This is a genomic window from Streptomyces sp. NPDC001889, assembly GCF_053594535.1.
In genome coordinates this window covers 209265-236238 of sequence record NZ_JBSFER010000017.1, presented here as the reverse complement: position 1 = coordinate 236238, position 26974 = coordinate 209265, and the positions used below count along the sequence as shown (strand labels likewise).

Below are 26974 nucleotides of genomic sequence, written 5' to 3'. Positions count from 1 at the left end.
GGTCGGGGGGGGGGGGCCCGTTGCGCGGGGCTACCGCGCGCGGGCCCCCCGGGGGGGGGGGCCCGGGGGGGGGGGGGCGGGCGGGGGGCGCGCCGCCCCCGGGGCCGGCTCAGCGAGCGGCGGCGGGCTCCGGCCGGGCGGGCCGGCCGGGCGCCGCGCCCCCGGGCACCGCCAGGGAGCGGGCCAGGAACACCACCCCGAGCACCAGCACCAGCGGCACACACATCGCCAACCGGTACGACACGGCCGTACCGACCGCCCCCACCAGCGGCGGTCCCAGCAGAAAGCCCACGTAGTTGAAGAGGTTGACCCGTGCGACGGCGGTGTCGGGGGCTCCGGGCAGCGTCCGCGCGCCCACCGTGAAGACCTGCGGGATGATCACGGAGAGCCCGGCGCCGAGCACCCCGAACCCGAGCACCCCCGCCCACGGCCCCGGCGCCGCCGCGAGCACGGCGAAGCCGGCGGACGACACCACCGCGCCCGTCCGCACCACCGCGGCGGCTCCCCACCGCCGCACGGCCAGATCGCCGAAGCCCCGGCCCAGCAGGGTCGCCGCCATGTAGAGGGCGTACGGGACGGTGGCCAGCGCCTCGGAACCGCCCAGCGTGTCGCGGACGAACGTGGCGCTCCAGTTGGCCGCGGTGGAGTCGGCGACCACCGCGATCGTCAGGATCAGCCCGAGCGGCAGCAGCGGACGCCACGGCACCCGCCGGCCGCCGGCGGGACGCGTCCGCGCCGGGGCGGGGGCGGTGCTCCCACCGGGCCCGGGGGACAGCCGCCGCCCGGCGGCCACCGCCGCCGGCAGCAGCACCAGCACCGGGACCGTGTACACGGCCGCGAGCGGGAAGCCGCCGCGGGCACCCGCCCACGCCAGCGCCGCGCCCACGATCCCGCCGAGGCTGGACGCGCCGTGAAAGCGCAGCATGATGCTGCGGCCGTAGCGGCGCTCCAGCTCCACGCCCGTCATGCTCTGAACGGCCTCCAGCGCGCCCGCGAGCAGGCCGAAGACCGCGAGGCAGAGGACCAGTTGCCACAGGGACCGGCCCACGCCGACCCCGACCAGGGTCAGACAGATCACCGGCTGGACCACCCGGATCACGGTGGACGGCGGGAAGCGGCGCACCACCCGGGCGACGGCGAGCGTGCCGACGCCCGCGAGCACCGGGACGGCGGCGAGGAGGAGGGGGAGGTCGGCGCCGGTGAGGTGGTAGCGGTCGCGGATGGCGGGGATGCGGGTCACCAGCAGGGCGAAGACCACGCCGTGGACGAAGAAGACGAGCAGCAGTGCCGCGCGGGCCTGCCGGAGCCGGGCCGGGATCGCCATGGCGGGTCCCACCGCCCTTCGGTCGGGCCGCCCCGGGGGTGGGGTGGCGTCGGCGCGACGGTAGGGAGTGCGGCTGAAGCCCGGCTAGAGCCGCTGTGCGGGGGGCCGCCTGTTTTAGCCCCCCTTCAGCCCCCGCCCGCACCCTGCGACCACCCCACTCATGGGCCGGCCCCGGAACCCCCGCGCCTCAATCGCCGGCGGGGCTGAACCACCCAGCCTGTCTGGGGCGCCTCCCGGAGGCAGCTCTGGGGGAGTTTGAGGACGGACCCTGTGCCACAGGACCCCGCATGGTGCGGGCCTCGGTCGGGGGCCGGCCCCCGAACCCCCGCGCCTCAATCGCCGGCGGGGCTGGGTGGGTGCGCCTCAATCGCCGGCGGGGCTGGGGTGCGGCTCAACCGCCGGAGGGGCCGGGAAGATCAGCCCGTCCGGCGTTTGAGGACGGACCCCGCGCCACGGGTGACCCGAGCATTCCCAGCCTGTCTGGGGGTTCCTCCCGGAGGCAGCTCTGGGGGGGTTTGAGGACGGACCCTGTGTGACAGGACCCCGCATGGTGCGGGCCTCGGTCGGGGGCCGGCCCCCGAACCCCCGCGCCTCAATCGCCGGCGGGGCTGGGTTTGCTCAGGTCGCCGGAGGGGCTGGGGGGTGCGGCTCAAACGCCGGAGTGGCTGGGAAGATCAGCCCGTCCGGCGTTTGAGGACGGACCCCGCGCCACGGGTGACCCGAGCATTTCCAGCCTGTCTGGGGGTACCTCCCGGAGGCAGCTCCGGGGGAGTTTGAGGACGGACCCTGTGCCACAGGTGCTCGCATGCCGCGGGCCCCGGTCGGGGGCCGGTCCCCGAAGCCGCGCGCCCCCGGCGGGGCGACCCCCGTGCGGAAGGAAAGGTCACTGATGGGCACGACCGGTACGGACCCCCGGCGGTGGTGGATACTCACCACCCTTTCCCTCGCCCTCTTCTCCATCATCCTCAACAACGGCCTCCTCAACGTCGCCATCCCCGCGATGATGCGCGACCTCGACGCCGGAATCGGCGAGATTCAGTTCATCGTCGACAGCTACGCCCTCGCCCTCGCCGGCACCCTCCTCACCGCCGGGACCCTCGCCGACCGGTACGGCCACCGCCGCGCCACCCTCGCCGGGACGGCCGTCTTCGGCGCGGGCTCCCTCGTCGGCATGGCCGCCGACGGCACCGGGCAACTGATCGTGGCCCGGGCCCTGATGGGTCTCGGGGCCGCGTTCATCATGCCCGCCACCCTCGCCGTGCTGGTGCATGTCTTCCCGCCGGGAGAGCGCGCCCGCGCCATCGGGGTGTGGAGCGGCGCCTCCGCCCTCGGGGTCGCCGCGGGGCCCGTCATCGGCGGCACCCTGGTCGGGCACTTCTGGTGGGGGTCGATCTTCGCGGTCAATCTGCTGCCGGCCGCGGTCGTGCTGGCCGCCGGGGCGCTGCTGCTCCCCGAGTCGGCCGCGCGGGTGCCGCGCCGCCCCGACCCGGTGGGCGCGCTGCTGGGCACCGCCGCCATGGTGGGTCTCGTCCACGCCACGATCCAGGTCTCCGGGCACGGCTGGACCTCCGCCGGGCCGCTCACCGGGTTCTCCGTGGCGGCCGTCGCGGGCGCCGCCTTCGTGCGCTGGGAGCGTGTCCACCCCAGCCCCGTCGTCGACTTCGCCCTGCTGCGCAGGGCGCCCTTCATCGGCGCGAGCGTCAGCGTCCTGCTGCTGATGTTCGGCCTGGCCGGCACCCTCTTCGTCCTCACCCAGCGGCTCCAGTCCGCCCTCGGGTACGCGCCCCTGCGCGCCGGGCTCGCCGTGATGCCGGTCGCGTTCGCCGTGCTGCTGGGGACGGTGCTGTGCACCGCGCTGGTCCGCAGGGTGGGCCCGGGCGGCAGTGTCGCCACCGGGCTCGGCCTCGGTGCGGCGGGGATTCTCGTCGTCGCCCAGGCCGGCGGCGGCTACCCGCCGGTCCTCGCCGGACTGGTCCTGGCGGGCACCGGCTTCGGCCTGGCCATGGGTCCCACCACCGACGTGGTGATGTCCCTGGTGCCGCCGGAGCGCTCCGGCGCCACCGGCTCCCTCGACATGACCATGCAGGAGCTGGGCAACGCGCTGGGGGTCGCCGTCGTCGGCAGCCTCCTCGCGCACGGCTACGCGCGCGAGGCCGCCGCCGCGAACCTGCCCGACGCGGCCGGGAGCACCCTGGACGGCGCCCTGGGGCTGGCCGAACGCACCGGCGGCGCCGCGGGGGAGGCCCTCGCGGCGACCGCCCGCGCGGGCTTCGGCCACGCCGCCGCGACCGCCCTGACGCTGGGCGCCGCCGCCGTCGCGGCGGGCGCGGTGCTCGCCGCCCTCCTGCTGCCGGGCCGCCCGTCCCGCATTTCCCCGCCCGCCCCCGCGCGGGACCCGGCGCTCCGCGCCTCGGACCACCGCCAAGGGTGAGCCGCCCCTCCCCGGACGGGGGGAGGGGCGGCCCGTGTCGCGTGTGTGCCGCCGGCGTCAGTCCGGCGCGCCCACCAGATCCATCGGGGCGCGGTCCGGCAGCGCCGCGTACCGCCGCAGCACCGCCGAGAGCCGGTCCAGGAAGACGGCCTCCTGGTCCCGGATGAAGAAGTGGCCCCCGGGCAGTACCACCGTCTCGCTCTCCCGGGTGGAGTAGGCGCCCCACGCCCGTATCTCCGGGACCGTCACCAGCCGGTCGTCCACCCCGGCGAAGGTGTGCACCGGCACCGGCACCGGCGTCCGGTCGACCCCGCCCGAGCCCGCGCAGAGCAGCAGATCCCCCCGCACCACCGGCAGCAGCGCCGCCAGCCACTCGGGGCGGTCCAGCAGCACCCGGGGCAGCCCGCCCAGCGCCGAGAGCCCCCGCACCAGCTCACGGTCGTCCGGCAGCGCGCTCCCGGTGATCGACGGGGACGGCAGATGCGGCGCCCGGTGCGCGCTCAGCAGCAGGGCGAGCGGCAGCACGGCGCCCCGGGCCCGCCTCCGCTGGGTGAGGGCGAAGGCGATCAGCGCCCCCATGCTGTGTCCGAACAGCACATGCGGCGCGTCGAGTTCCCGCCCGATCTCCTCGTCCAGATCCGCCACCAGGGACGGCAGATCGGTGAAGCGCGGCTCGGCCATCCGCCCCTCCCGGCCCGGGAGCTGCACCGGCAGCACCTCCACCGGGACACCGAGCCGACGCTCCCAGCCGGCGTACGAGGACGCCCCTCCGCCCGCGTAGGGGAAGCAGAACACCCGGAGCCGTCCTTCTCCGGCCCGGCCACCGCGCCTCAGATATCGCGTCATTCTCCCCGGCTCTCCTCTCGGTACCCGATGTCCACCGGGGGGAGGGGCCCGTGCGGCCGAGGCACGCCGGGCCCGCCCGGTGGTCGTGCCGCCGCGCCCGGGCCGGGGAACCGGCCCTCCGGCGGCGGAACCCGGCACCGGGGGCAATCGGCCGGCACGCCCCCAGAGTCGGCAGCACCGCTTAAGAGCCGCCTGGGCCGTCTCTTTCGGATCTCGCCGGGCTCGCGCGCCCCGGTGCCGCGCCCCGCCGCGCTGCCGTCCGTCGCCGGTGCTCCGCGCGGTCCCCGTCCTCCGTCCCGCGCGCCCCGGCACCGGACCCCGCTCACCGATCCGGCCCGATCCGGGGGAAACCCCTCAGGCCGACGCGCCGAGCAGCCGCCCCGTCCCGCGCGCGGTGGCCGCCGACGGGGAGGTCTGCTCCGGCGGCTCCAGCCCCGGATCGGCGCCCAGGATGGACTGCTGGAGCCGCTGGAGCCGGGACGAGGGCTCCAGCGCCAGCTCGCGGATGAGCGACCGGCGCAGCCGCTGATAGGCGCTGAGCGCGTGCGAGGGCCGGCCGCACCGGTACAGCGCCAGCATCAACTGCGCGTGCACGGTCTCGTGCAACGGGTGCTGGGCGGCCAGCGCCGTCAGCTCACCGAGCAGCGCCGCGTGCCGCCCCAGCCGCAGATCCGCCTCGATCCGGCCGTCGAGCGCGCTCAGCCGGGTCTCCTCCAGCCGCAGCGCCTCCACCTCCAGGGCCCGCCCGATCTGCACATCCGCCAGCGCGGGCCCCCGCCACAGCGCCAGCGCCCGGTGCAGCAGCCCCGCCGCCTCCAGCGCCGAGCCCTCCCGCAGCGCCGTCTGCCCGGCCCCGCACAGCCGGTGGAACTCCGTCGCGTCCACGGCCGCCGCCACATCCAGCGCGTAACCGCCGTACCGGGTGCAGAGAATGTCCTTGGGGCCGCGGACCCCGGCCGGGTCCATCGCCTCCCCCAGCATCCGGCGCAAATGCCGGACATAGGTCTGCAGCGTCGCGGGCGCCGTGCGCGGCGGAGCGTCCCCCCACAACTCGTCCAGCAGGGCGGAGACGGTCACCACCCTGCCCGGGTGCAGCGCCAGCAGCGCGAGCACCTGGCGGGGCTTGGCCGCGCTCGGCACCACCGACGTGCGCCCGAGCTGAGCGACGAGCGGTCCCAGGACCCGGATCTCCATCTGGTTCTCCCTCCAGCCACAGCCGCCCGGCTTCCTCTCCGGGGAGTTCCACGATGGCAGCCGGGACGCCCCCGCCCCAGTGACCCGATCACCGGCCGCACATGAATCCACGACGGTGCGGCCCATGAGGAACTCATGCGGGAGGCATGAAGCGAACACTGTCCCCGGGCCCCGCCGCGCCCGCAGAATTTCTTCCCCCGGCACCTGAACCGTTGCTCCCGTCCCACCCCAGAGCGCATGCGGAGGACAACGTGAACGAGACCATCCTTGTCGCCCCCGAGAATCCGATCGTGGCCGAAGCGGCCGGCGCACCCGGCACCACCACCGCCGGACCGAGCCTGCCGCACGACCGGGAGTGGCTCGTCGAACTGATCGCCCGCACCTGGCTGGAGCCGGCGCTCGCCGCCCGCTACCGGGCCGACGCCCGGGCCGTGCTCGACGAGTTCGGGGTCACCCTGGACGTGGGCGAGCCGGCCCCCGCCCTGCCGGAATCCCCCGTGTGCGAGCTGTCCATCGAGGAGCTGACCCGGCCGACGACCGCCCATGCGGGCGCCTGCCTGACCTGGGAAGTGAGCGCCGCGCAGACCGCCGCCGAGAACCGGGCCGTCCGGCGATGACGGCCCTCCACGGAGAGCGTTCCGTGCGCCCGGCGGAGACCGCGCGCGGGCGGCGCGTGGGGTTCCGCAGCCATCTGCGAGCCGAGGTCGTCGCCGGTGACGCCGCCTATCTGCTCTCCGACCGGGGAGTCACCGCGCTCCAGGGCGACCGGATAGAGGCCCTCGTACCCCTGCTCGACGGCACCCGCGACCTGGCGTCCGTCCTGCGGGAGGCGGCCCGCACCATCCCCGCCGAACAGGCCGGGCGGCTCATCGGACGGCTCGCCCAGGCCGGGCTCGTGGGGTACGCGGCAACCGGCCAGGACACGGCGGCCGACGCGGTGCGGGGCCCCGCGCGCGCCTACTGGGAACTGGCCGGGCTCGACGGCACCGACACCCTCCAGCGGCTCGCCGCCGCCCGCGTCCAGGTGCTGACGGCCGGCTCCGCCGCCCCCGACCGCGTACTGGAGGCCTGCGCCGCCGCCGGCCTCGCGGCGACCGCCCGGACCACCGGCAGGGCCGCCGGAGCGGCGGGCTCCGCGCATCTGTCCATCGTCGTCTGCGACGACTACCTCAACCCCGACCTGCGCGAACTCGACGCCCTGCACCAGGTCACCGGCCGCCCCTGGCTGCTGGCGCGACCCGGCGGCTCCACCACCTGGATCGGCCCCGTCTTCACCCCCGCGTCCGGCGCCTGCTGGTCCTGCCTGGCCCACCGGCTGCGCGGCCACCGGCTCACCGAGGCCCCCGTCCGGCGCGCGCTCGGACTGACGGGGCCGGTGCCCCGCCCCGCCGCCCGCGTCCCCGCCTCCAGCAGCGCCGCCGCCGAACTGACCGTCCTGGAGGCCGCGAAGTGGCTGGCGGGCTACCGCTACCCGGGCCAGTCCCGCGTACTCACCCTGGAGACCCTCTCCCTGACCGCCCGCCACCACGAACTGCGCCGCCGCCCCCAGTGCCCCGACTGCGGCGACCCCGGCCTGGTCGCCGAACGGACCCGGCGCCCGGTGGTCCTCGTCTCCCGGCCGAAGGCGCCCCACTCCGGCGGCGGCCACCGCTCCCGCACCGTGCAGGAGGTCCACGACCGCTACCGCCACCTGGTCGGCCCGGTCACCGGGGTCGTCGACGCCATCCGCCGCGACCCCCGGGCCCCCGCCGCCCTCCACTGCTGGCTCGCCGGCCGCAACCCCGCCGTCGGCGGCAACGACCTCGCCCAGTTGCGCGCCGGGCTCCGCCAGGTCAGCGGAGGCAAGGGCACCACCCCGCTGGAGGCCGAGACGAGCGCCCTGTGCGAAGCCCTGGAGCGGTACAGCGGCACCCTCCAGGGCGACGAACCACGGGTACGGGACAGTCTGCGCGGCCTCGGCGACACGGCCCTCTCCCCGGACGCCTGCCAGCTCTTCGCCCCCCGGCAGTTCCGCGAGCGCGACCGGTGGAACGCGCTGCACAGCTCCTGCCAGTACGTGCCCGAGCCCTTCGACGACCGCGCCCCGGTGGACTGGACCCCCGTCTGGTCGCTCACCGAACAGCGCGGCCGGCTGCTGCCCACCGGAATGCTGTACTTCGCCGGGCCGCCGGACGAGACGGTCCCACCGGTCGCCGGGCGCCGCTCCCTGCGCGCCGACTCCAACGGCAACGCCGCCGGCAGCAGTCTGGAGGACGCGATCCTCCAGGGCTTCTTCGAACTGGTCGAGCGGGACGCGGTGGCCCTGTGGTGGTACAACCGCACCCGCCAGCCCGCCGCACGGCTCGACGGCGCGGGCGGCGGCTTCGGCGACGGCTGGACCGAGGAGCTGATCGGTGTCTACCGGGACCTGCACCGCGAGGTGTGGGCCCTGGACCTCACCTCCGACCTCGGGGTCCCGGTCTTCGCCGCGCTCTCCCGGCGCACCGACAAACCCTCCGAGGACATCATGTTCGGCTTCGGCGCCCACTTCGACCCCGTCGTCGCGATGCGCCGGGCCCTCACCGAGATGAACCAGCTCCTGCCCGCCGTCGTCGACGCCCGCGCCGACGGCACCGGCTACGGCTCAGGAGCCCCCGAACCGCTCGGCTGGTGGTGGGGCGCGACCGTGCGGAACCAGCCCTATCTGCTGCCCGATCCCACCCTGCGGGCCGCCGGACCCGCGGACTTCGGCTACCGGTACCGCGCCGATCTGCGCGAGGACACCGAGGCGGCCGTCGCGCTGCTGCGCGAGCGCGGCATGGAACTGCTCGTCCTCGACCAGACCAGGCCCGATCTGGACATCCCGGTGGTGAAGGTGGTCGTCCCCGGTCTGCGCCACTTCTGGGCCCGCTACGGACCCGGGCGGCTCTTCGACGTACCGGTGCGCCTGGGCCGGCTGGCCGCGCCCACCCCGTACGACGCTCTCAACCCCATCCCCCTGTTCGTCTGAGTCCCCGTGGGCCGCCACCCACGGGTACTTCCCGTGTCCCGTTCAGGAGTTCCCATGCCAGTGGAGAGGTCGTACGACGCCCTTCCGACCGTACGCCGCGGACGGCGCAGCCTCTCGCTGTGGGCGCTCAGAGAAGACGTACTGGTGGAGACGGGCTGCGCGAGCGGCTCCGTCGTGCTCTCCGGACGGTGGGGAGAGGTACGGCTGCGCCACGCGCGGCCGTCGGTCCGCGAGGCGCTGCGCCGGATGAGCCTCGGGCCCATCTCGCTGGCGAATGTCGTCGCGGACACCGTCCCCCCGTCCGGTGAGGACGGCCCGGAGACGCCGGGGCGGCCCATCGCGGGCTCGCTCGCCGAGATCCTGATGGTTCTTCAACGGCTCCAGCACCTGGTGGTGCGGTCACTGAGCCTGGACAGCCCCGACCATCTGCTGCTCTCCGTGGTCCCGATCTCCCCGTCGGCGCGCTTCGGCCCCCTGGCGGTCGGGGCGAGCCATCCGATCCGCCTCTCCCAGTTCGCGTTTCTGCGCAGTGAGGGCCAGGGGTTCGTGCTGGAGTCGCCGAACTCGCTGCACCGGGTGGTGGTGCACCGGCCGGAGGCGGCCTGGGTGATCGGCATGCTCGGCCGGCCGGTCACCGGCTCCGAGGTGGCCGCCGCCGTGCCGCTGCCCGTCGACGCCACCATGGAGATCATCGCCCATCTGCTGGCCACCGGCATGGCGGTGCCCGCCGAACCGTCCGCACCCCCCGATGCGGGCGCCGGGTCCGCCGGGTCCGAACGGGCCGGCGGTGGCGGACCCGGCGATCCCGCCCCGGCCGTCCCGGGCTTCGCCGAGGACCGCGATCCCGCCCTGGCCTCGTGGTCCGCGGTCGATCTGCTCTTCCACACCCGCTCCACCCTGGGCCGCCACGATGCCGACTTCGGCGCCACCTATCCGCTCGCGGACCGGATGGCGCCGGCGCCGGCCGTCAAACCCCTGCCGGAGGGTCCGCGCATCCCGCTCGCGCGGCCCTCGCTGTCGGACGTGGCCGCCGGGGACCCCCCGCTGACGACCGTGGTCGAGGAGCGCCGCAGTGTCCGCGCCTACGGCTCCGGCCGGCTCGACGCGGCGGCGCTGGGCGAGTTCCTCTACCGGGCGCTGCGGGTCCGCTCGACGCACGAGTACCCGCGCGGCAGCCAGGAGGGCCCCTTCACCGACCGGCCCTATCCCAGCGGTGGCCGCGCCTGCGAGCTGGAGTTCTACCTCGCGGTCCGGGACTGCGCGGGGGTGCCGCCGGGCATGCACTACTACGCCCCGCTGGAGCACTGCCTGGTCCAGGTCGGCACCCCGGACCGGGGATCGGGCATGTCCGAACTGTTCGACGAGGCCCGGATCACCGCCGGGCTGACGGACCCCCCGGCCGTGGTCATCACCATCACCTCGCGCATCCACCGGCTCACCTGGAAGTACAGCGGGCTGGCGTACGCGCTGACGCTCAAGCACGTCGGCGCGGTGACCCAGAACCTCTATCTGATCGGCACCGCGATGGGACTCGCGCCCTGCGCGCTGGGCAGCGGGGACATCGAACTGGCCGCCCGTGCCACCGGCCAGGACTGGCGGATCGAGCCGAGCGTCGGCGGCTTTGTCCTCGGTACACTCCCGGATGGAGAGGAACGTTCCGTCTCTCCGGCTCATGAACTTCAGAGGTCTCATCCACATTCGGGCACCGGGGCTCACCGTCTCTCCCTAGACTGATCTCCCTTGGTGCCGCCGGCGGGGGATTCCATGAAGGAAGGCACGACGCACTCGGGCAGATTCCGGATTCTCCGCATACGGGAGGCCGAACACGGAACCGGCGGCAGGCCCGCGCTGTCGGCCGCGCTGCGCACCCTGGGGACGGACGCGCCCCCGCCCCAGCTCGCCATGACCATCCTGCTGCTGGTCGAGTGCGGGTTTCTCGTCGTGGGCTTTCTCAACATCGTGGAGGCGCACCCGCAGACGCTGACCCTCATCGCGTCCGCGCTCGGCTTCGCCGCCATCTTCCTTCTTCAATTGGTCCACTCCACCTATCGGTTACGGGGTCTGCGCGCCCGCTGGGGCCGGTGGACCCTCGCCCTCCAGGCGCTGCTGACCTATCTGCCCCTCTTCGCCCTCGGGTTCGGCTGGGGCGGGATGGCGGGCTTCCTCGGCGCCTCCGTGCTGCTGGTGCTCCGGCCCCCGGTGGCCTGGCCGCTCTTCGCCCTGGTGGGCCTGGTGGGGTGGATGACCGGACCGCTGCTCGGCTCGTCGGGGTTCGTCGGGGCGGCGTACTTCGGTGTGGCCACCATCCTCACCGGGCTGACCGTCTTCGGGCTCACCCGCCTCGCCGAGCTGGTGGTCGAGGTCCAGGAGGCCCAGCACGCCCTGGCCCGGCTCGCCGTGAGCCAGGAGCGGCTGCGGTTCGCCCGGGATCTGCACGATCTGCTGGGCTACAGCCTCTCGGCGATCACTCTCAAGAGCGAGCTGGCCCGCCGGCTGGTGCACTGCGAGGCGGACCGCGCGCTGGAGGAGCTGGAGAACATTCTGGAGATATCCCGGCAGGCGCTCTCCGACGTCCGCACGGTCGCCCGGGGTTACCGCGACATGTCGCTGGCCACCGAGGCGGTCTCGGCCCAGGCGGTGCTGGAGGCCGGGGGCATCCAGGCCACCGTGGAGATCCGGGGGAAGCTGCCCGAGGGGGAGACGAACACCATCATGGCCACCGTGCTCCGGGAGGCGGTCACCAATCTGCTGCGGCACAGCAAGGCGGAGCACTGCCGGATCGAGAGCTGGACCACCAGGGCCGGGGAGCTGGTGCTGGTCATCGCCAACGACGGGGTGGACACCGGCCGGGAGCGGGCGGCCGGACCCGAGGGGCCGGCCGAGCCCCGGACACAGGACGGCAGCGGGCTCCAGAACCTGCGGTTCCGGCTCGCGGCGGTCGGCGGCCGGCTCAGCTCCGGAATCGACGGGCAGGGGTGGTTCGTGCTGACGGCACAGGCCCCGCTGCGGCTGGCCGGCTGACCGGCTGGTCGGTCAGTGCCGGGACGGTGTGCGGGCCTGCGGTTCCGGCGTCACATCAGCCAGCCGCTCTCCCGCGCCACCCGGATCGCGTCCACCCGGTTGCGGGCGTTGAGCTTGGTGACGATCGTCGTCAGATAGTTGCGCACGGTGCCCACCGAGAGGAACAGCCGTACCGCGATCTCCGCCGCTTCCGCCCCGTCGGCCGCCATCCGGAGCACCTCGACCTCGCGCGGGGTCAGGGGGTTCTCGCCGTTGTCGAAGGCGGCCAGGGCCAGTTGGGGATCGATCACCCGGTTGCCGGCCGACACCTCCCGCACCGCGTGGGCCAGCCGGGCCGGCGGCGCCTCCTTGAGCAGGAAGCCGCCGACCCGGGCGGCGAGTGCCTTGCGGAGTGTCCCGGGCCGGCCGAGGCTGGTGAGGATGAGCGTCCGGCACCAGGGGGCCTGTTCGGCGAGGAGCGCCGCGGCGCTCAGTCCGTCCAGGCCGGGCAGATCGACATCGATGATCGCGATATCGGGCCGGAACTCCAGGACCGTGCTGACGATGGTGTCGCCCCGCTCGACCTCCGCGACCACCCGTAAGTCGTCCTCCAGGGCCAGCAGTGCCACAAGCGCCCCGCGAACCATGTGCATGTCCTCGGCGAGCAGGATGCGAATCAATGCGGTCCCCCGTCGGGCTCGGTCGATCGGCCGACACCTTTTGGGCGGAAATGCTACTGGATGGAACGTTTGTTCGGGGATTCTGTGAAGGTTCTTCTCACGCTCAACTCCATTGTGCCACCTCCAGCCTGAGCGCCGTGGTCGTCCTTCCCTCCTGGAGCGCCTCGACCGCGACCGGAACGGTGAAGGTGCGCAGGCGCTCGTCCCAGCGGAACCCCTCCACCGTCGCCCGGAGCCGGGTGATCCGGTCCAGCTCCGTGTAGTCGGAGAAGCTGGTGGTGATGGAGGCCACCGCCAGGGTGCGCGGGTCCAGGCCCTGGAGCCGGGAGACCGACGCGACGGCCAACTGACGGGCCGCCTCCATCTGGAGATGCCCCGGCACATGGTCCAGCGGATGGTCGAACACATGCGGATGGGTGGTGTCCACCACCAACTGCGCCGAAAAGCGGCCCGATTCGGTCTCCGCCACCGGATCGGTGATGAAGACATTCCGGGTGTCCCGCCGCCCCACGGCGGACGGTTCGGCCGCCGTGAACCGGGGCAGCAGGAACCCCGGGTGGTCGGGCACCTGCCGCCGGCCGCGCAGCACCCGGTAGGCGGCCCTGGAGAGGATCAGCAGCCCGCCCTCGCCGATGAGCGCGGGCCGTCCGTCGACCACGATCTCCCCGGTGAAGCCGAACCCCTGGAGCCGCCCCGCCCTGTTCCGCTTCGGCCGGGCGTCCAGCGCGATCGTCAGATCGGCCGGCCTCGGCCCGATCCGCAGGGCCTCGAACCCGGTGGTGTGCAGATGGAGGTCCCGGAAGATGAAGGCCGAACCCAGCGGCACCTCCAGATGGCGGTGGGCGGCCAGCACCCCGGCCTGCCGCACCACTTCGACCAGCAGGGTGAAGTCGTAGAGCGGCGAGTCCTCGCCGATCAGATGGCCCCGGGGAAGCTGCGCGGCGACGGCGAACCGGTCCTCTCCGGTCCGGACCGAGTCGGTGACGAAGACCTCCGCCACCGAGGTCCGGTGGACCAGGGCCCGCGGCACGGTCGCCTCATAGCTCAGCGCGGCCTTCCCGCTCTGTTCCCCCGGCCGCTCCTTCGGGGGCGCCGTGGTGGCCGGGACCTTCCGGGGTGCCGGTGCCGGCGTCGGCACGGGCGGGGATACGGACATGGTGAGGGTTCCCTTCGAGACAGGAGAGGGTCAGGGACGGACGGCCGGCGCGGGCGACAGCAGCGCCGGCCCCGAGGGCAGCCGGCCGAGCAGCGTGTCCAGACCGTCCGGGCCGCACCGGGCCCCGACGACACCGTCGGGACGGATGTACGCGAACCAGGGGCCGTCGCCGCCGCCCAGCGCCCCGCTCCGGTCGCGGACGATGTCGTATCCGGCGTCGAAGGCCGTCCCGGGCTCGGTGACCGAGCCCGCCGGCTGTGCCCACACCACCCGTACGGCGTCGTCCGCCCCGCGTCCGCGCAGCTCCGAGCAGATCCGCGCGGCCCGCTCGCCGGCCGCCGCGCCGCCGAAGGCGAGCAGGGTGTGCCGCCCCTCGGAGAGCCGCGCGTGGAGCGAGAGCGCGGTCCCGCCGTGCACCGGCATCAGCGCGGCATCGGGCGCCCGGCGCCCCGCCCGCAGCGCGCGCGGCGCCGCCCCCGCGCCCTCGGTGTCGCCCACGGCCGGGCTCCCGGAGTGGTCCAGATCCAGCTGGGCGAGGAGCGGCAGCACCCTGGACTCCAGCAGACCGCCGGCGGAGAGCGCCCGCACGGCGGTGTCCCGCAGCAGCCGGGCCAGGGGGTTGCGCAGCAGCCACAGCCGGGTCTGCCGGTCCCCGCCGCGGACCGCGCGCACCGAGGGCGGGCGGCGCTCCGCCTCATAGCTGTCGAGCAGCGCCGGATCGGCGCCGCGCACCGCGGCGGCGAGCTTCCAGCCGAGGTCGTACCCGTCCTGGACACCGGTGTTGAGTCCCTGGCCGCCCGCCGTGGTGTGCGTGTGCGCCGCGTCGCCCGCCAGCAGCACGGGACCCGAGCGGAACCTCGGGGCGACCCTGGCGTGCACCCGGAAGCGGCTGGACCACCCGATGCCGTGCAGCCGCAGCCCGCCGGGACCGCGCTCGTCGAGCAGCCGCTGGAGGAGTCCGGCCGGCGGCGGGCCGGTCCGCCCGTCCGGCTCGGTGTCGAAGAAGACCCGGTGGCCGCCCGGCCGCGGCACGATCACCAGCACCCCGCCGGGCGCGATGTGGTGCTCCACCTCCGCCCCGGGCGCGGCGCCCAGAAGGACGCCGTCCGCGATCAGAAACGTACGGTCGAAGGTGTGGCCCGCGAAGGGGATGCCGACCCGGTCGCGCAGCAGGCTGCGGGCGCCGTCCGCGGCGACGAGCCAGGGCACCGTCACGCTCTCCGTGCCGGCCGCCGACCGCAGCACCACGACCGCCCGCGCGCCGGGGTCCCGGGAGCCGCCCCGGGGAACCGTCACCGAGACGGCCTCGGTCTCCCACTCCACGGCGCCGCCCAGCTCCTCCAGCCGTTGGCGCAGCGCCCGTTCGGTGACGGGCTGCGGCACGCTCAGCGGCCCCGGGAAGGCGGTGCCCGTCAGCCCGCCGAAGCGGACCGCGCCGATCCGGCGGCCCTTCGACCAGTACGAGGCACCGTCCAGCGGCAGCGCGTCCGCCGCGATCCGCCCGGCCGCCCCGACCCGCTCCAGGCACTCCAGCGCCCCGCTCCAGAGCACCAGCCCCCTGGGCGCGCCGCCGGGCCCCGGGCGGCGGTCCACCACCCGGCAGGGCACCCCGAGGCCCCACAGGGCACAGGCGGCGGTCAGCCCGGTGGGTCCGGCGCCGACGACGAGCACGGGCGCGGGCACGGTCATCGCCCCCCACCCCCCACCGGTGCGGCGCGACGCCCCAACTCGGCCGTGATCGCGCCGATGGCGGCCCCGGTACCGGTGAACAGGACCGCGCGCATACCCGCCCGCGCCGCCGCCGCGCAGTTCTCCCCGGTGTCGTCGACGAACAGACACCGGGCCGCTTCCACCCCGAGCCGCTCCAGCAGGATGCCGTAGATCGCCGGGTCCGGCTTGCGCACACCCTCGCGGTGCGAGTCCACCACCACGTCGAACAACTCGTCCACCGGCAGCCCGGCCCGCCACAGCGGCTCCCACTCACGGACGTTGTTGGTGAGCAGCGCCAGCCGGTACCCGTCGCGGCGCAGCCCGCGCAGAAACGCCAGGAACGGCTCGTTGGCGGCGCGCCCCCGGAACCACAGCTCGCCGAAGCCCGCCCCGCCGTCCAGGACCCGGCCCGCGCCCTCCGGCAGTTCGGCCAGGACCCGGCCGGTCATCTCCCGCTCACCGATCGCGCCGGTCTCCAGCGCGGCCATGGGGCTCTCCCCGTACCGCGCGGTCGCCGCCGCGAACGCCCGGGCGAGGTCGTCGACCCCGATCCCGGCCAGCTCGGCGAAGGCCGCGAAGGTCTCGGCGAGCGGGTTGGTCAGCACCCCTCCGTAGTCGACGACGACCGTGTCGACGGTCATGGTGTCTCCTTCCCGTCCCGGGGCCGCTCGTGTGGGCGCCGCGCGCGGCGCCGTCTGCTGCATGGCTGTCAACGGACCTCTCCCCCTCGGTCGGGCTCGCGCCGGCCTGCTCCGGCGTCCGCCGTGACGCGCTGCCACGGACGCTAGGGACGCCCCCTTGCGCACCGCCAAAGCACCAGGCCGGACCCGGTGCGCGGAGGGCGGGGAACGGCGGCGGCGCGGGGGTGTGAGCGGGGGCGGCGAAGGGTGCGGGCGGGCCGCGCCGGCCCGCCCGCACCCTTCCCTCCGCGCCCCGGCGCTCAGCCGGTGCCCGTCCCCGCCGTCACCCGCGCCCGGCCCCCGGCTCCGTCCGGGTCCGGGCACGGGGCCGCGTCCGGGCCGGCGGGTTCCGGCACGGGCCGCGCCGGGCCGCCCTCCCCGACGCCGAACCGGGCGTGCAGCCGGCGCAGCGGCCCCGGCGCCCACCACGTCGCCCGGCCGGTCAGCGACAGCACCGCGGGCACCAGCAGCGTGCGGATCACCATGGCGTCCATGAGGATGGCCAGCGCCACCCCGAGGCCCAGCATCTTGGTGTTGGTGATCCGGGAGCTGCCGATGGCGACCATCACGACCGCGAGGACGAGCGCGGAGGCGGTGATCACCCCGCCCGTCCCGCGGATTCCCGCGACCACGGCGGCCCGGTGATCACCCAGCCGCTCCCGCTCCTCCTTGATCCGGGAGAGCAGGAACACCCCGTAGTCCATGGAGAGACCGAAGGCCAGGCAGAACATCAGCACCGGCAGCGCGGTCTCGATGCTCCCCGTCGGGGTGAAGCCCAGCGGCCCGGAGAGATTCCCGTCCTGGAAGACCCACACCACCGCGCCCAGCATCGCCGTCAGGCTGAGCGTGTTGAGCAGCACGGCCTGCACCGGCATCAGCACACTCCCGGTGAGCAGGAAGACCAGCACCAGCGTGGCGAGCACCATCACGCCGATCGCCCAGGGCAGCCCCCGCCCGATGGCGGACTGACTGTCGATCAGCGCCGCCGCCGTCCCCGAGACATGGGCGGGGAAACCCGTCCCGACTTCCCGCACCTCCCGCACCAGCTCCTTGCCCTCCTCCGACACGGCCTCCACACCGGGCACCACGGTGAGATACGAGATCTCGCCGGAGGTCCGGGTCTCCCGCACCGGTCCGGCCGGCGCGCCGCCGGCCCAGCGGCCCGCCGGGCCGTCCACCCGCACCACTCCCGGCAGCTCGGACAGCCGGCGGGCGTACGCACTCAGCTCGGCCGCGCCGGCCCGCTCGGCGACCACCTCGATCACCCCGGTGGGGCTGCCGTCGAAGTCCTCCCCGATCCGCTCCTGGACCACCCGGGACTGAGCCGAAGGCGGGAGCTGCCGGTAGTCGGCGGTCCCGAAGTCGACGCCGAGGAACGGCGCCCCGAGCAGCAGCAGCACGGCCAGGGTGCCGGTCGCCACCAGCGGGGCGCGGCGCATCACCCAGCGCGCCGCCGCGGCCCACCCGGCGCCCGGCTCCTTCGGCGCGCGCGAGCGGCGCCGGACCAGCCTCCTGATGTCCAGGGAGTCGATCCGCCGTCCCAGCACGGCGAGCAGCGCGGGCAGCACCACCAGCGCGGCGACCGCGGCGAGCACCACCACACTGATCCCGGCGTAGGCCAGCGAGCGCAGGAAGTAGAGCGGGAAGACCAGCATCGCGGCGAGCGAGACGGCGACCGTCGCCGCCGAGAACAGCACGGTCCGCCCGGCCGTGCCCAGTGTGACCGCGAGGGCGTCGGCCGTGTCCCGGCCGCCGGAGCGCTCCTCCCGGTAGCGGCGCACGATCAGCAGCGCGTAGTCGATGGCCAGCCCCAGGCCGAGCGCCGTCGTCAGATTGCTCGCGAACACCGACACATCGGTGAACGAGGTGATGACCCGCAGCACCGCGTTGGTGCCGAGGATCGCGATGATCCCGATGGCCACCGGCAGCAGCGCGGCGACGGCGCTCCCGAACACCACCATCAGAATGATCAGGGTGATCGGCAGCGCGATCAGCTCGGCCCGCAGCAGATCCTCGCCGATGAAGGCCTGCTGCTCCCGCTGGACGGCGACACTCCCGCCGATTTCGATGTCGAGCCGGCCCTGCGCGCCGCCGAAGCGCGGGGCGATCCGTTCTCCGAGAGCGCGCTCGGCGGCCAGTTCGCCGCCGTTGATCCTGGCCACGATCAGCGCCCGGCGCCCGTCGTCGGAGCGCAGCGCCGGGGCGCCGCTGTCCCAGTAGGAGGTGACACCGCCGACCTCGGGCAGAGCGGCCAGCCGGGCCGCCAGCTCCCGGCCGTCCCGTGCCGCGGCGGGGTCGTCGACACCGGCTCCGGTAGCACCGGAATCGGCCAGCAGCACGAGGTTGGGGCGGGCGCCGGGGAACTCCCGCTCCAGGACGCCGGCCGCGAACGAGGACTCGGACGCGGGGTCCACCACCCCGCCACTGCCCCCGCTGCGCAGCCGGTCGGCGACTCCGCCGCCGAGGACCACCGCCCCGGCCAGCAGGATCAGCGTGAGCCAGAGCAACAGCCGGGGCCGGCCGGAGGCCAGCCGGGCGAGGGCGGCGAAGAGCCCGCGGGACGCGGGTGCGGTACGGGGCGGATGTGGCATGGAGGGACTCCCGGGAGAGGTCGGCGGGCGGAGGCCGGGGCCGTGCGCGCCGTGTTCCGCGACACGGCCGCCGGCGGGGACGGACGGATCGGGTGCCGGCGGCCCGGACCGGCCGCGGCACCCCGGGCGGGGCCGTCAGCGACGGCGCAGATGGAAGCGGCCCGGGGTGGGGGAGGGGACACCGGTGAGGATCTCCCGGAGCCCGCCGCTGACGACGTAGTCGCCGTACGGGGTGACGGCCACCGTCGTGGGGTCGGCGATCGGCCAGGTGTCGTCCCGCACGGTCCGCGCGGTGCGCCAGCGGTCGCGGGAGCGCAGTACCGCCACCGCGTCCCGGCCGGGGCGGCCGCCCGTCAGCGACAGGTCGTTGGCGACGACCACCAGGGAGCCGTCGGGGCGCAGCGCGAGACCGTCGATGGAGACCGGCGCACGGTCCAGCCGCACCTCCCGGACCACCGGGTGCGCCGAACGGGGCCGGTCGACCCGGAACAGCCTGCCGCCGGTGTACCGGCCCACCAGCAGAAAGCCGTCGGGGTGGTGGACGATGCCGTTCGGTCCCGTCTCGGGGGTGGCGAACCGCTCGTCCCGGATGACCCGGAGCACCTCCCCGGTCCGGCTCACCCGGGTGACCGTGTCGGCCTCGGTGTCGGTGACGTAGACATCGCCGTGCCGCCGGTCGACGGCGACATCGTTGGTCCGGGGCTCGGCCGTGCCCACCGAGACCGGGGTCAGCGACCGCACGGCCCCGGTGGCGAGGTCGAAGACACCGACGCCGTTCACCGGGGGCAGGGAGCGGTCGACGAGGCCCAGCGCGCGGAAGAAGTAGTCCGAGTACGCGGCCACGATCCTGCCGCGCACCGCGTCGACCCGGAGTCCGAGCACGGAGACCTGGGCGAAGGGGGTCACCAGCGGGCTGACCGAACCGTCCGCCCGCACCACCGACACCGTCCCCCGGGCGCTCGACCCGACCAGGAACGCCCGCCGGCCCCCGTCCCAGGCCACTCCTTCCGGATACAGCCCCGGTGCGGCGACGGAGAGCGTGCGCGGCCATGGGCGGCGGCCGGTGCCGTCACCGCCGCCGGGGTGCGCGAGGGCGGGCAACGGGGCGGCGGCGAGGGCGCCGCCGGTGGCACCGGCCGCCGCGATGCGCAGCAGGGTACGGCGCGATGCCTCGACTGACGGTTCCACTGGCTGCTCCTTCGAGCGCGACGGAGGTACGGGACGGGTACGGGACGGACAGGCGACGCGACGGGTCGCGGCACGGGTCACGGGGCGGGCGCGTGGTACGGGGGACCGGGTGCGCCACGGCGCGGGATACGGGCCGCCGGGAGCGCCGCCCGGCCGTGCACCAGCGTCGCCGGGGCCCCTGGAGTGGGGCTGGACCACCGCTGAACCGGTGGGGGCGGGGCTCCCGCCACGCGCCCGCGCCCCCGCCCCGGTCCAGGCCGAGTCCAGAGCGAATGCAGTGACCGGGGGAAGCGTGGTGGCAGGGACGGAGGAGTTCCCGCCACCGCCACCGGTCCGTTCCGGCCCTGGCGCGGAGTCCCTCCGGCCGCGCCAAGGCCGCGCACCGCACCCCCACCCACCACGAAGGAGCCGGCATGGACATCGCCATCGATGCCTCCGCCACCGCGCCCGTCCCCTCGCCCACCGCGCCCCCGGCCGCCCCCGCGCCCCCGGCCGGCCGCACCGCCGGCCCGCACACCACGGCACCGCTCCACCTGCTCCACAGACCCGTCACGCCGGAGGGGTTCCTGCTGGACGCCACGGCGCCGGTCGAGCAGCACTTCGCGCTCTCCGCCGAACTGCCCGACCGGCACCCGCTGTTCAACGACGGCCCGGGCACCTTCCACGACCTGCTCTTCGCCGCCGAGACGCTCCGCCAGGCCACCCACTTCGTCGCCCACCAGTACTTCCGGGTCCCCGCCGAACGCCCCGCGGTCTTCGTCTCCAGCGGTGTCGACATCCGGGAACTCGCCCCCTGGCGCCGCACCGGCCGGCCGGCCCATATGAGCCTGGACATCACCCTGACCCCGGTCGATGTGGTCCAGGGGATACCCCGGGGCCTGGACTGCCGGGGCGGGGTGGCGATCGACGGGGTGACCTGCGGCAGCGGAACGGCGCGGCTGCTGTTCCTGATGCCCCGGGTCTACCGGGCGCACCGCGAACGGGGCCGCCGGGAGAGCCTGCACGGCACCGCGCCCGCGCCCCGACCGCTCGGACGGGTGCCGGTGGGGCCCGAGCCGGTGGGGCGCGGCGACGCCCGCAATGTCCTGGTGGGACCGCCGCTGCGGGCCGTGGACGGCGAGTTCGTCCTCCCCGTGGCGCCGGCCCCCGGCCACGAGGTCTTCGACGCGGGACCCGAGGGGCACATCCCCGGACCGGTGTTCCTGGAGGCGTCCCGGCAGGCCGCGCTCGTGGTCGCCGCCGAACTCCACGGATTCCGGCCCGCCCACGCCGTACTGACCCACTGGTGGGCGTCGTTCCGCGGCTTCGGCGAGGCCGGTCTCCCGCTGACCTGCACGGTCAACTCCCGCTCCCCGCTGCGCGACGGCGCGGACCGCCCGATGGTCCGCACCCGCCTCACCTTCAGCCAGGGCAGCCGGGTGCTGTGCACGGCATCCGCCACCCTGCTCCAGGACTGCTGACCCCCGCCCCGGCCGCCCGCCCCCGGCCGGGCCCGCCGACGGGAGCACCGCCCCCGCCGTCCCCCGCACCACCCCTCGTGACCGAGAGGAGCCCTTCCATGCGATTCCGGGTACTGGGGCCGGTGAGCCTCTCTCCGCGCACCCCCTCCGCCGCCAAACCGCGCGCCCTGCTCGCCACCCTGCTGGTGCGCGCCGGTGAGGTGGTCCCGGCGCACAGCCTGATCGACGAGCTGTGGGGCACCGAGCCGCCGCGCACCGCCACCACCACCCTCCAGGTGTACGTCTCCCAGCTGCGGAAGGTGCTCGCCGAGGCCGGCCCGGGGGAGAGCGGCGGATCGCTGCTCACCCGCGCACCGGGCTATCTGCTCCAGGTCCCCGACCCGGAGGCCCAGTTCGATCTGCCCCTCTTCGAGCGGCTGCGGGCCGAGGGCCGCACGGCCTGCCGGGAACGCGACTACGAGCGGGCGTCCGGGCTGCTGCGCGAGGCGCTCGGGCTGTGGGCGGGGCCCGCGCTGGCCGGGATACCGCACGGGGTCCGCCTGGAGTCCACCGCGATCCGGCTGGACGAGCTGCGGATGGAGGTCCTGGAGCAGCGCATCCTCGCCGATCTGCGGCTGGGCCGCCACCAGGAGCTGGCCGGGGAGCTGATGGCCCTCGCCAACGAGCACCCCCTGCGGGAGAATCTCCACGGCCACCTCATGGTCGCGCTGTACCGCACCGGCCGGGGCTCCGACGCTCTGCGGGTGTACGGCAGACTGCGGCACTCCCTCGTCGACGAGCTGGGCGTCGAACCCGGCCCGCCGCTGGCGCGCCTCCAGGAGCGCGTACTGCGCCGCGATCCCGCCCTGGACTGGCGCCGGGCCCGGCCCGCGCAGGGTGCGGCGGACACGGCCACCACCCCCCGTACCCCCGTCCCGCCGCCCGTCCTGCCCGCGCCCGCCCCCGGGTTCACCGGCCGGGACGAGGAACTGGCGCACGCGGAGCGCGCCCTGCGCGGCGGCGCCGGAAGACCCCCGGTACGGGTGCTCGGCATCTCCGGCCGCGCCGGGGTCGGCAAGACCGCGCTGGCGCTGTGGCTCGCCCACCGCACCGCCGACCGCTTCCCCGACGGACAGGTGCTGATCGCCCTGCGCGGCCCCGACGGCCGCCCGCTGAGCCCCGCCCAGGTGAGCGCGGCGCTGCTGCGCCGGCTCACCGGCGACGACCCCGGTGCCCCGCTCGCCCTCCAAGGACGGCCGGAGCCCGCCGAACAGCTCCGGCGGGCACTGCACGGCCGCCGGATGCTCCTCGTCCTGGACGACATCGCCGCCGAGGAGCAGATCCGCCCGCTCCTGCCGCCCGCTGACGGCAGCGCCGTGGTGCTCACCGGGCGCCGCACCGCCGCCGCGCTGGACGGCGCCGAGCATCTCGTCCTGGAGGCGGTGCGCCCGGACGACGCCGCCGAACTGCTGCGCGCCGCCGGCGGCGCGCGCATGGCCGAGGACCCGGCGGCGACCGCGGAGATCGCCCGGCTCTGCGGCTGTCTGCCGCTCGCGCTGCGGGTCGCCGCCGCCACCCTGACCGCGCGCCCGCACACCACGGCCGCCGCGCTCGCCGAGCGTCTCGGTGACGAACGCACCCGGCTGAGCCTGCTGCGGGAGGGGGACCTCGATCTGCGCGCGACCCTGCTGACCGGATATCAGGAGGCCGGGCCCGCGCAGCGGCGGGCGTTCCGGCTGCTGACCCTCGCCCCGGCCCCCGACTTCGCCGGCTGGTGCGCCGCCGCCCTGCTGGACACCACGCGACGGGAGGCGCGCGAGCTGGCGGAGGAACTCGTCCGCGCCCGGCTCCTGGAGGCCCGGCCGGGGGCGGCGGGGGAGCCGCGCTACGGCTTCCACTCCCTGCTGCGGGTGCTGGGCACGGAACTGCGGGACGCGGACGGCACGGCGGCGGCCGGGGCCGCCGCCCAGCGGCTCTGCCGCGCCTACCGGGACCGCGCCCGGCTCGCGGACGCCCGGCTCGCCCCCGGCCGGGACTGGCGGGCCCCGCCCGCCGCGGACGGCGCGCCGGAACCCGGCGGCGCCGGACCGCTCCGGTGGTTCCGGGACGAGGCCTCGGGGCTGGTCGGCGCCGTCCGCCGGGCCCACGCCGCCGGGGCCTGGCCCCTGGTGTGGGAGCTGGCGGACAGCGCCGCCGGGTACTTCCACTCCTGCGCCGCCTGGGAGGAGTGGGAGGAGACCCACCGGCTGGCGCTGGACGCCGCGCTCCGGGCCGGGGACACGGCGGCCGAGGCGGTGGTGCGGTACTCACTGGGCACCCTCGCCTGGCAGCGCCGCGAGGCGCACCGCGCGCTGGCCCACTACACCGCGGCCCGGCACCGCTTCGACCGGGTGCGCGACCGGATCGGCTCGGCCCGCTGCCGGATCGGCGTCGCGGACATCCTCCTCGGCCAGGACCGGCTGGACGCCGCCGGCCGCCGCTACGGCCGCGCCCTGGACCTCTGCGCCGCAGGCCGCGACCCGTGGGGCGCCGTCGCCGCGCTCAACGGCCTGGCGCTGGTGAACCTCCGCCGGGGCCGTGCCGGGGCCGCGGCGGCGCAGTGGGACCAGTGCCGCCGCGCGGCCGAACGGCTGGGCGACCGCCGCTGGGTGGAGTACCTCCGGCGCACGACGGCCCGCTTCGCCGCTCCGGACCACGGCGGCCTGTCCCTCGCCGGCCCCGGCCCGGGCGCCCGCTCGGTCGAGGTCCGCCCCGGCATGTGGCTCATCGGCGCCTCCACCGCGCGGTCACCCGCGCACGGGCCCTGACACGAGCGGGACGTCCGGGGGTCATCCGCCCCGGCGGCCCTCCCGGAGCCCGGCCAGGCGCTCCCGTACGGCGTCGGCCTCCGGGTCCCACAGCGCGTCGAACATCGCGGCGGCCCGCTCCCAGACCTCCTCGGCCTCCGCCGGACGATCCGTCACCATCAGGGTGTCGCCCAGCCTGACCAGGGTCTCGGCCTCGTGATAGCGGTCGGCCGAGGACCGGAACAGACCGATGGCCTCCTGATAGCTGGCCACCGCCCGGTCGTAGCGGGCCAGGTGGTGGTGGGCGAACCCCAGGCTGTCCAGGGTGGCGGCCTGCCCGTTGCGGTCGCCCGCCTGCCGCTGTCGCTCCAGCGCCCGGGTGCAGTGGTCGATGGCGGCCGGGTAGTCGCCCTCGGCGGCGTGGAGCCAGCCCATCGCGTTGAGGGTGCGGGCCTCGCCGTCCCGGTTGCCGCAGAGCCCGTACAGACGCAGCGCCTCGCGCCCGTGCTCCAGCGCCTCCGCCAGCCGGCCGCCCATGTAGCACAGCTCGACGTAGTTGTGCAGCGTCTGGGCCTGGCCGTTCCTGTCGCCCAGCCGCTCGTACACTCCCAGGGCCCGGCGCAGCAGCCGCTCGGCGGTGTCGAGGGCGCCGAGCCGGGCGTCGGCCCGGGCGAGCAGCCGGCAGGCCATGGCCTCGCCCACCTCCTCACCGGACCGCTCGGCGGCGGCCAGCGCGGTCTCCTGGGCCGTGCGCTGGTCCTGCCACAGACCGAGGGGCGCCAGATACGCGGTGAGCGCCCAGGCCAGCTGCCAGCTGTACGTCTCGAAACCGCACGCCGCGGCCTGGGCCACCGCCCGCAGCAGCACCTGGCGCTCGCCGGCGAACCACGCGAGGGCGGCCTCGGCGTCCCGGGCGCGGTCCCCGCTGTTCGACGGCAGCGCGGGCACGGGCACGACGGCCGGCCACTGCGGCTGCACGAGCACGGCGGCGGCGTGCGCGCGGTGCAGACAGTGGTCGTAGAACCGCTCCCGGGCCCGGCGCACACCGGAGGGCGGCTCGACACTCCCGACCAGCGCGGCGGCGTACGTCCGCAGCAGATCGTGGAACAGGTAGCGGCTGGGGAGGTGTTCGGTCAGCAGATGCAGCCGGGTCAGCTCCCGCAGCAGGGGCCTCACCGAGTGCACCGGGGCACCGGCGAGCGCGGCGGCGGCGTCGAGCGTCAGGTCGGGCCCCGGGTGCAGTCCGAGCAGCCGGAACAGCCGGGCCGCCTCCTCGGAGAGGGCCAGATACGACCAGGACAGCACCCGCCGCGCGTCGCCGTCCTCCAGGACGTCCAGCAGCGCTCCGGCGGGGCGGAGTTCGGCGGCGAAGGAACGCAGGGGGAACGTCGGGTGGTCCGCCACCCGGGCGGCGACGACCGCGAGGGCGAGGGGCAGCCGCCCGGTCAGAGCCACGATATCGGCGGCGGCGTCCGGCTCGGCCTCCACCCGGGGGCCGCCCAGCCGGCGGGCCAGCATCCGGGCCGACTCCCGCGCGCTCAGCACATCGAGGATCAGCGTCCGGGCCCCCTCGGACGTCACCAGCCCCTGGAGCCGGTTCCGGCTGGTGACGACCACCACGCTGCTCCCGGCGCCGGGGAGCAGCGGCCGGACGTGGGCGGAGTCCCGGGCGTTGTCGAGCACCACCAGCATCCGGCGGGAGGCCAGGAGGCTGCGGAAGAGGCCGGCCCGGGCCTGCGTACCGGACGGTATCCGGGCCTGCGGCACCCCCAGCGCCTGAACGAACCCCTGGAGGGCGTCGGACGCGGACACCGCCCCGCTCTCGTCGTAACCCCGCAGATCCACGTGGAGCTGCCCGTCGGGGAACCGGTCGGCGACCCGGTGGGCCCAGTGCAGCGCGAGGGTCGTCTTGCCGACGCCGGCCATCCCGGAGACGGCTGTGATCACGACGCCCGGTGCGGCGCCGTCCGGTGCCGCGCCGTCCGTGCGGTGGAGGGCGGAGTCGAGCGCGGCGACGGCCTCCTCCCGTCCGACGAAATCGGGCGTGATGAGGGGGAGTTGCCGGGGCCGGGGCGGCGGTGGCGGTGACGCGCCGCCGGCCGCGGCCGATCGCTGCCGGAGGATGTCCTCGTGCAGCCGCGCCAGTTCCGGGCCGGGTTCCAGACCGGTCTCCCGGACCAGCGCGTCGCGCACCGTGCGGTACGCCTCCAGGGCTCCCCCCACATCGCCCACCCGGTGCAGGCCGAGCATCAGATGGCCCCAGGCCCGCTGCCGCAGCGGATGGGACGCCACCAGTCTCCGCATCCGCAGCACCGCCTGGGAGAGGTCGCCCTCCGCGAGCAGCGCCCGCGCGTACTCCTCCTCGGCATGGCACCGGCGCTCCTCCAGACCGGCCGCCCAGGGCTCCAGGACCTCCGGCAGCGCGAGCCCTTCGAGGACCCGGCCGCGCCACACGGCGAGCGCCCGGGACAACTCCTCGCAGGCCAGGGCGTGATCATCGGCCGCCAGGGCGCGGCGGCCCCGGCAGGCGGCCTCGTCGAAGCGCTCCACGTCGGTCCCGCCGGGCGGGACGCGGAGCAGATAGCCGCCCCGGGTGTGGGGCATGGCGCCCCGGGAGCCGTCGCCGTCCAGGGCGCCGCGCAGCCCCCGCGCGTAGGTCCGCAGATTGGCGGCGGCGGACGCCGGCGGGTCCTCGCCCCACAGGGCGGCCACCAGCACACCGGCCGGAACCGTCTGCGAGGGGCGGCTGAGCAGCGTGGCCAGCAGCAGCCGCTGCTTGACGGAGCCCAGGGCGACGCGCTCGCCGTCGCGAGTGACCTCCAGGGGGCCGAGGAGAGCGAAGCGCACCGTTCACCAACCATGTCGCGAGAGCGGGGCCCAGGACCTGAGCCGTCCGATGCCGGGTTGTGCACACATCGTGCGCACATTGTGCGCAGGTCAGCCTAACCTTCGGGCTGTTG

The 26974-nt window shown here is 75.7% G+C and carries 17 protein-coding genes; 7 read left to right on the top strand and 10 right to left on the bottom strand.

Going from position 1 to position 26974, the window contains the following annotated elements; all coding sequences use genetic code 11:
• Nucleotides 1–109: 109 nt before the first annotated feature.
• The gene (locus ACWCRA_RS21445; protein WP_351559533.1) at nucleotides 110–1324 is read right to left on the bottom strand and encodes an MFS transporter; all 1215 of its coding nucleotides are present in this window, start codon (nucleotides 1322–1324) and stop codon (nucleotides 110–112) included.
• An 889-nt stretch (nucleotides 1325–2213) separates the two neighbouring features.
• Here ACWCRA_RS21445 and ACWCRA_RS21440 point away from each other — a divergent pair.
• A complete protein-coding gene (locus ACWCRA_RS21440; protein ID WP_351549760.1) occupies nucleotides 2214–3755 on the top strand; it encodes an MFS transporter in 1542 nt (513 codons plus the stop codon).
• Between the two features lie 57 nt (nucleotides 3756–3812).
• Here ACWCRA_RS21440 and ACWCRA_RS21435 read toward each other — a convergent pair whose 3' ends face one another.
• Both ACWCRA_RS21435 and ACWCRA_RS21430 read right to left on the bottom strand, forming a co-directional pair.
• On the bottom strand, nucleotides 3813–4601 hold the full coding sequence (locus ACWCRA_RS21435; protein ID WP_351549763.1) for a thioesterase II family protein: 789 nt from the start codon (nucleotides 4599–4601) through the stop codon (nucleotides 3813–3815).
• A gap of 354 nt (nucleotides 4602–4955) precedes the next feature.
• Nucleotides 4956–5795: an AfsR/SARP family transcriptional regulator gene (locus tag ACWCRA_RS21430; RefSeq protein ID WP_451068335.1), complete on the bottom strand. Its 840-nt coding sequence runs from the start codon at nucleotides 5793–5795 to the stop codon at nucleotides 4956–4958.
• A 251-nt stretch (nucleotides 5796–6046) separates the two neighbouring features.
• Between ACWCRA_RS21430 and ACWCRA_RS21425 the strand changes: the two genes are divergently transcribed.
• Genes ACWCRA_RS21425 through ACWCRA_RS21410 form a run of 4 tightly spaced genes read left to right on the top strand, consistent with a single transcriptional unit; the run spans nucleotide 6047 to nucleotide 11805 of the window.
• Nucleotides 6047–6412, top strand: a complete 366-nt coding sequence (locus tag ACWCRA_RS21425; protein WP_351549769.1) for a TIGR04351 family putative TOMM peptide — start codon at nucleotides 6047–6049, stop codon at nucleotides 6410–6412.
• A complete protein-coding gene (locus ACWCRA_RS21420; protein ID WP_351549772.1) occupies nucleotides 6409–8784 on the top strand; it encodes a TOMM precursor leader peptide-binding protein in 2376 nt (791 codons plus the stop codon). The genes ACWCRA_RS21425 and ACWCRA_RS21420 overlap by 4 nt, the downstream gene beginning before the upstream one ends.
• A gap of 54 nt (nucleotides 8785–8838) precedes the next feature.
• Nucleotides 8839–10518: a SagB/ThcOx family dehydrogenase gene (locus ACWCRA_RS21415; protein WP_451068334.1), complete on the top strand. Its 1680-nt coding sequence runs from the start codon at nucleotides 8839–8841 to the stop codon at nucleotides 10516–10518.
• Nucleotides 10519–10548: 30 nt separating this feature from the next.
• A complete protein-coding gene (locus ACWCRA_RS21410; protein WP_351549777.1) occupies nucleotides 10549–11805 on the top strand; it encodes a sensor histidine kinase in 1257 nt (418 codons plus the stop codon).
• A 50-nt stretch (nucleotides 11806–11855) separates the two neighbouring features.
• Here ACWCRA_RS21410 and ACWCRA_RS21405 read toward each other — a convergent pair whose 3' ends face one another.
• The 6 genes from ACWCRA_RS21405 to ACWCRA_RS21380 form a co-directional block, all read right to left on the bottom strand.
• On the bottom strand, nucleotides 11856–12464 hold the full coding sequence (locus tag ACWCRA_RS21405) for a response regulator transcription factor (RefSeq protein ID WP_351549779.1): 609 nt from the start codon (nucleotides 12462–12464) through the stop codon (nucleotides 11856–11858).
• Between the two features lie 103 nt (nucleotides 12465–12567).
• The gene (locus tag ACWCRA_RS21400) at nucleotides 12568–13620 is read right to left on the bottom strand and encodes a ScbA/BarX family gamma-butyrolactone biosynthesis protein (protein ID WP_351549782.1); all 1053 of its coding nucleotides are present in this window, start codon (nucleotides 13618–13620) and stop codon (nucleotides 12568–12570) included.
• Nucleotides 13621–13650: 30 nt separating this feature from the next.
• Nucleotides 13651–15309 (bottom strand): FAD-dependent monooxygenase, encoded by a 1659-nt coding sequence (locus ACWCRA_RS21395; RefSeq protein ID WP_451068333.1) that lies wholly within the window; start codon nucleotides 15307–15309, stop codon nucleotides 13651–13653.
• Entirely contained in the window at nucleotides 15306–15971 is a 666-nt protein-coding gene (locus ACWCRA_RS21390; protein WP_351549788.1) for an HAD family hydrolase, read from the bottom strand. The genes ACWCRA_RS21395 and ACWCRA_RS21390 overlap by 4 nt, the downstream gene beginning before the upstream one ends.
• Nucleotides 15972–16270: 299 nt before the next feature.
• Nucleotides 16271–18601, bottom strand: coding sequence for an MMPL family transporter (locus tag ACWCRA_RS21385; RefSeq protein WP_451068332.1), 2331 nt, complete (start codon nucleotides 18599–18601; stop codon nucleotides 16271–16273).
• 135 nt (nucleotides 18602–18736) lie between these two features.
• A complete protein-coding gene (locus ACWCRA_RS21380) occupies nucleotides 18737–19789 on the bottom strand; it encodes an SMP-30/gluconolactonase/LRE family protein (protein ID WP_351549791.1) in 1053 nt (350 codons plus the stop codon).
• A gap of 413 nt (nucleotides 19790–20202) precedes the next feature.
• On the opposite strand from ACWCRA_RS21380, the gene ACWCRA_RS21375 reads away from it, so the two are divergent.
• Nucleotides 20203–21249, top strand: coding sequence for an AfsA-related hotdog domain-containing protein (locus tag ACWCRA_RS21375; protein ID WP_351549794.1), 1047 nt, complete (start codon nucleotides 20203–20205; stop codon nucleotides 21247–21249).
• 98 nt (nucleotides 21250–21347) lie between these two features.
• Nucleotides 21348–24035: an AfsR/SARP family transcriptional regulator gene (locus ACWCRA_RS21370; RefSeq protein WP_451068331.1), complete on the top strand. Its 2688-nt coding sequence runs from the start codon at nucleotides 21348–21350 to the stop codon at nucleotides 24033–24035.
• A 21-nt stretch (nucleotides 24036–24056) separates the two neighbouring features.
• On the opposite strand, the gene ACWCRA_RS21365 is transcribed toward ACWCRA_RS21370, so the two are convergent.
• Nucleotides 24057–26861, bottom strand: coding sequence for an AfsR/SARP family transcriptional regulator (locus ACWCRA_RS21365; protein WP_351549800.1), 2805 nt, complete (start codon nucleotides 26859–26861; stop codon nucleotides 24057–24059).
• Between the last annotated feature and the right edge of the window lie 113 nt (nucleotides 26862–26974).

Excerpts from the sequence above, each read along its gene's own strand:
- ACWCRA_RS21445 (WP_351559533.1), bottom strand. The coding sequence starts at position 1,324 with ATGGCGATCCCGGCCCGGCTCCGGCAGGCCCGCGCGGCACTGCTGCTC.
- ACWCRA_RS21440 (WP_351549760.1), top strand. The coding sequence starts at position 2,214 with ATGGGCACGACCGGTACGGACCCCCGGCGGTGGTGGATACTCACCACC.
- ACWCRA_RS21435 (WP_351549763.1), bottom strand. The coding sequence starts at position 4,601 with ATGACGCGATATCTGAGGCGCGGTGGCCGGGCCGGAGAAGGACGGCTC.
- ACWCRA_RS21430 (WP_451068335.1), bottom strand. The coding sequence starts at position 5,795 with ATGGAGATCCGGGTCCTGGGACCGCTCGTCGCTCAGCTCGGGCGCACG.
- ACWCRA_RS21420 (WP_351549772.1), top strand. The coding sequence starts at position 6,409 with ATGACGGCCCTCCACGGAGAGCGTTCCGTGCGCCCGGCGGAGACCGCG.
- ACWCRA_RS21415 (WP_451068334.1), top strand. The coding sequence starts at position 8,839 with ATGCCAGTGGAGAGGTCGTACGACGCCCTTCCGACCGTACGCCGCGGA.
- ACWCRA_RS21410 (WP_351549777.1), top strand. The coding sequence starts at position 10,549 with ATGAAGGAAGGCACGACGCACTCGGGCAGATTCCGGATTCTCCGCATA.
- ACWCRA_RS21400 (WP_351549782.1), bottom strand. The coding sequence starts at position 13,620 with ATGTCCGTATCCCCGCCCGTGCCGACGCCGGCACCGGCACCCCGGAAG.
- ACWCRA_RS21395 (WP_451068333.1), bottom strand. The coding sequence starts at position 15,309 with ATGACCGTGCCCGCGCCCGTGCTCGTCGTCGGCGCCGGACCCACCGGG.
- ACWCRA_RS21390 (WP_351549788.1), bottom strand. The coding sequence starts at position 15,971 with ATGACCGTCGACACGGTCGTCGTCGACTACGGAGGGGTGCTGACCAAC.
- ACWCRA_RS21385 (WP_451068332.1), bottom strand. The coding sequence starts at position 18,601 with ATGCCACATCCGCCCCGTACCGCACCCGCGTCCCGCGGGCTCTTCGCC.
- ACWCRA_RS21375 (WP_351549794.1), top strand. The coding sequence starts at position 20,203 with ATGGACATCGCCATCGATGCCTCCGCCACCGCGCCCGTCCCCTCGCCC.
- ACWCRA_RS21370 (WP_451068331.1), top strand. The coding sequence starts at position 21,348 with ATGCGATTCCGGGTACTGGGGCCGGTGAGCCTCTCTCCGCGCACCCCC.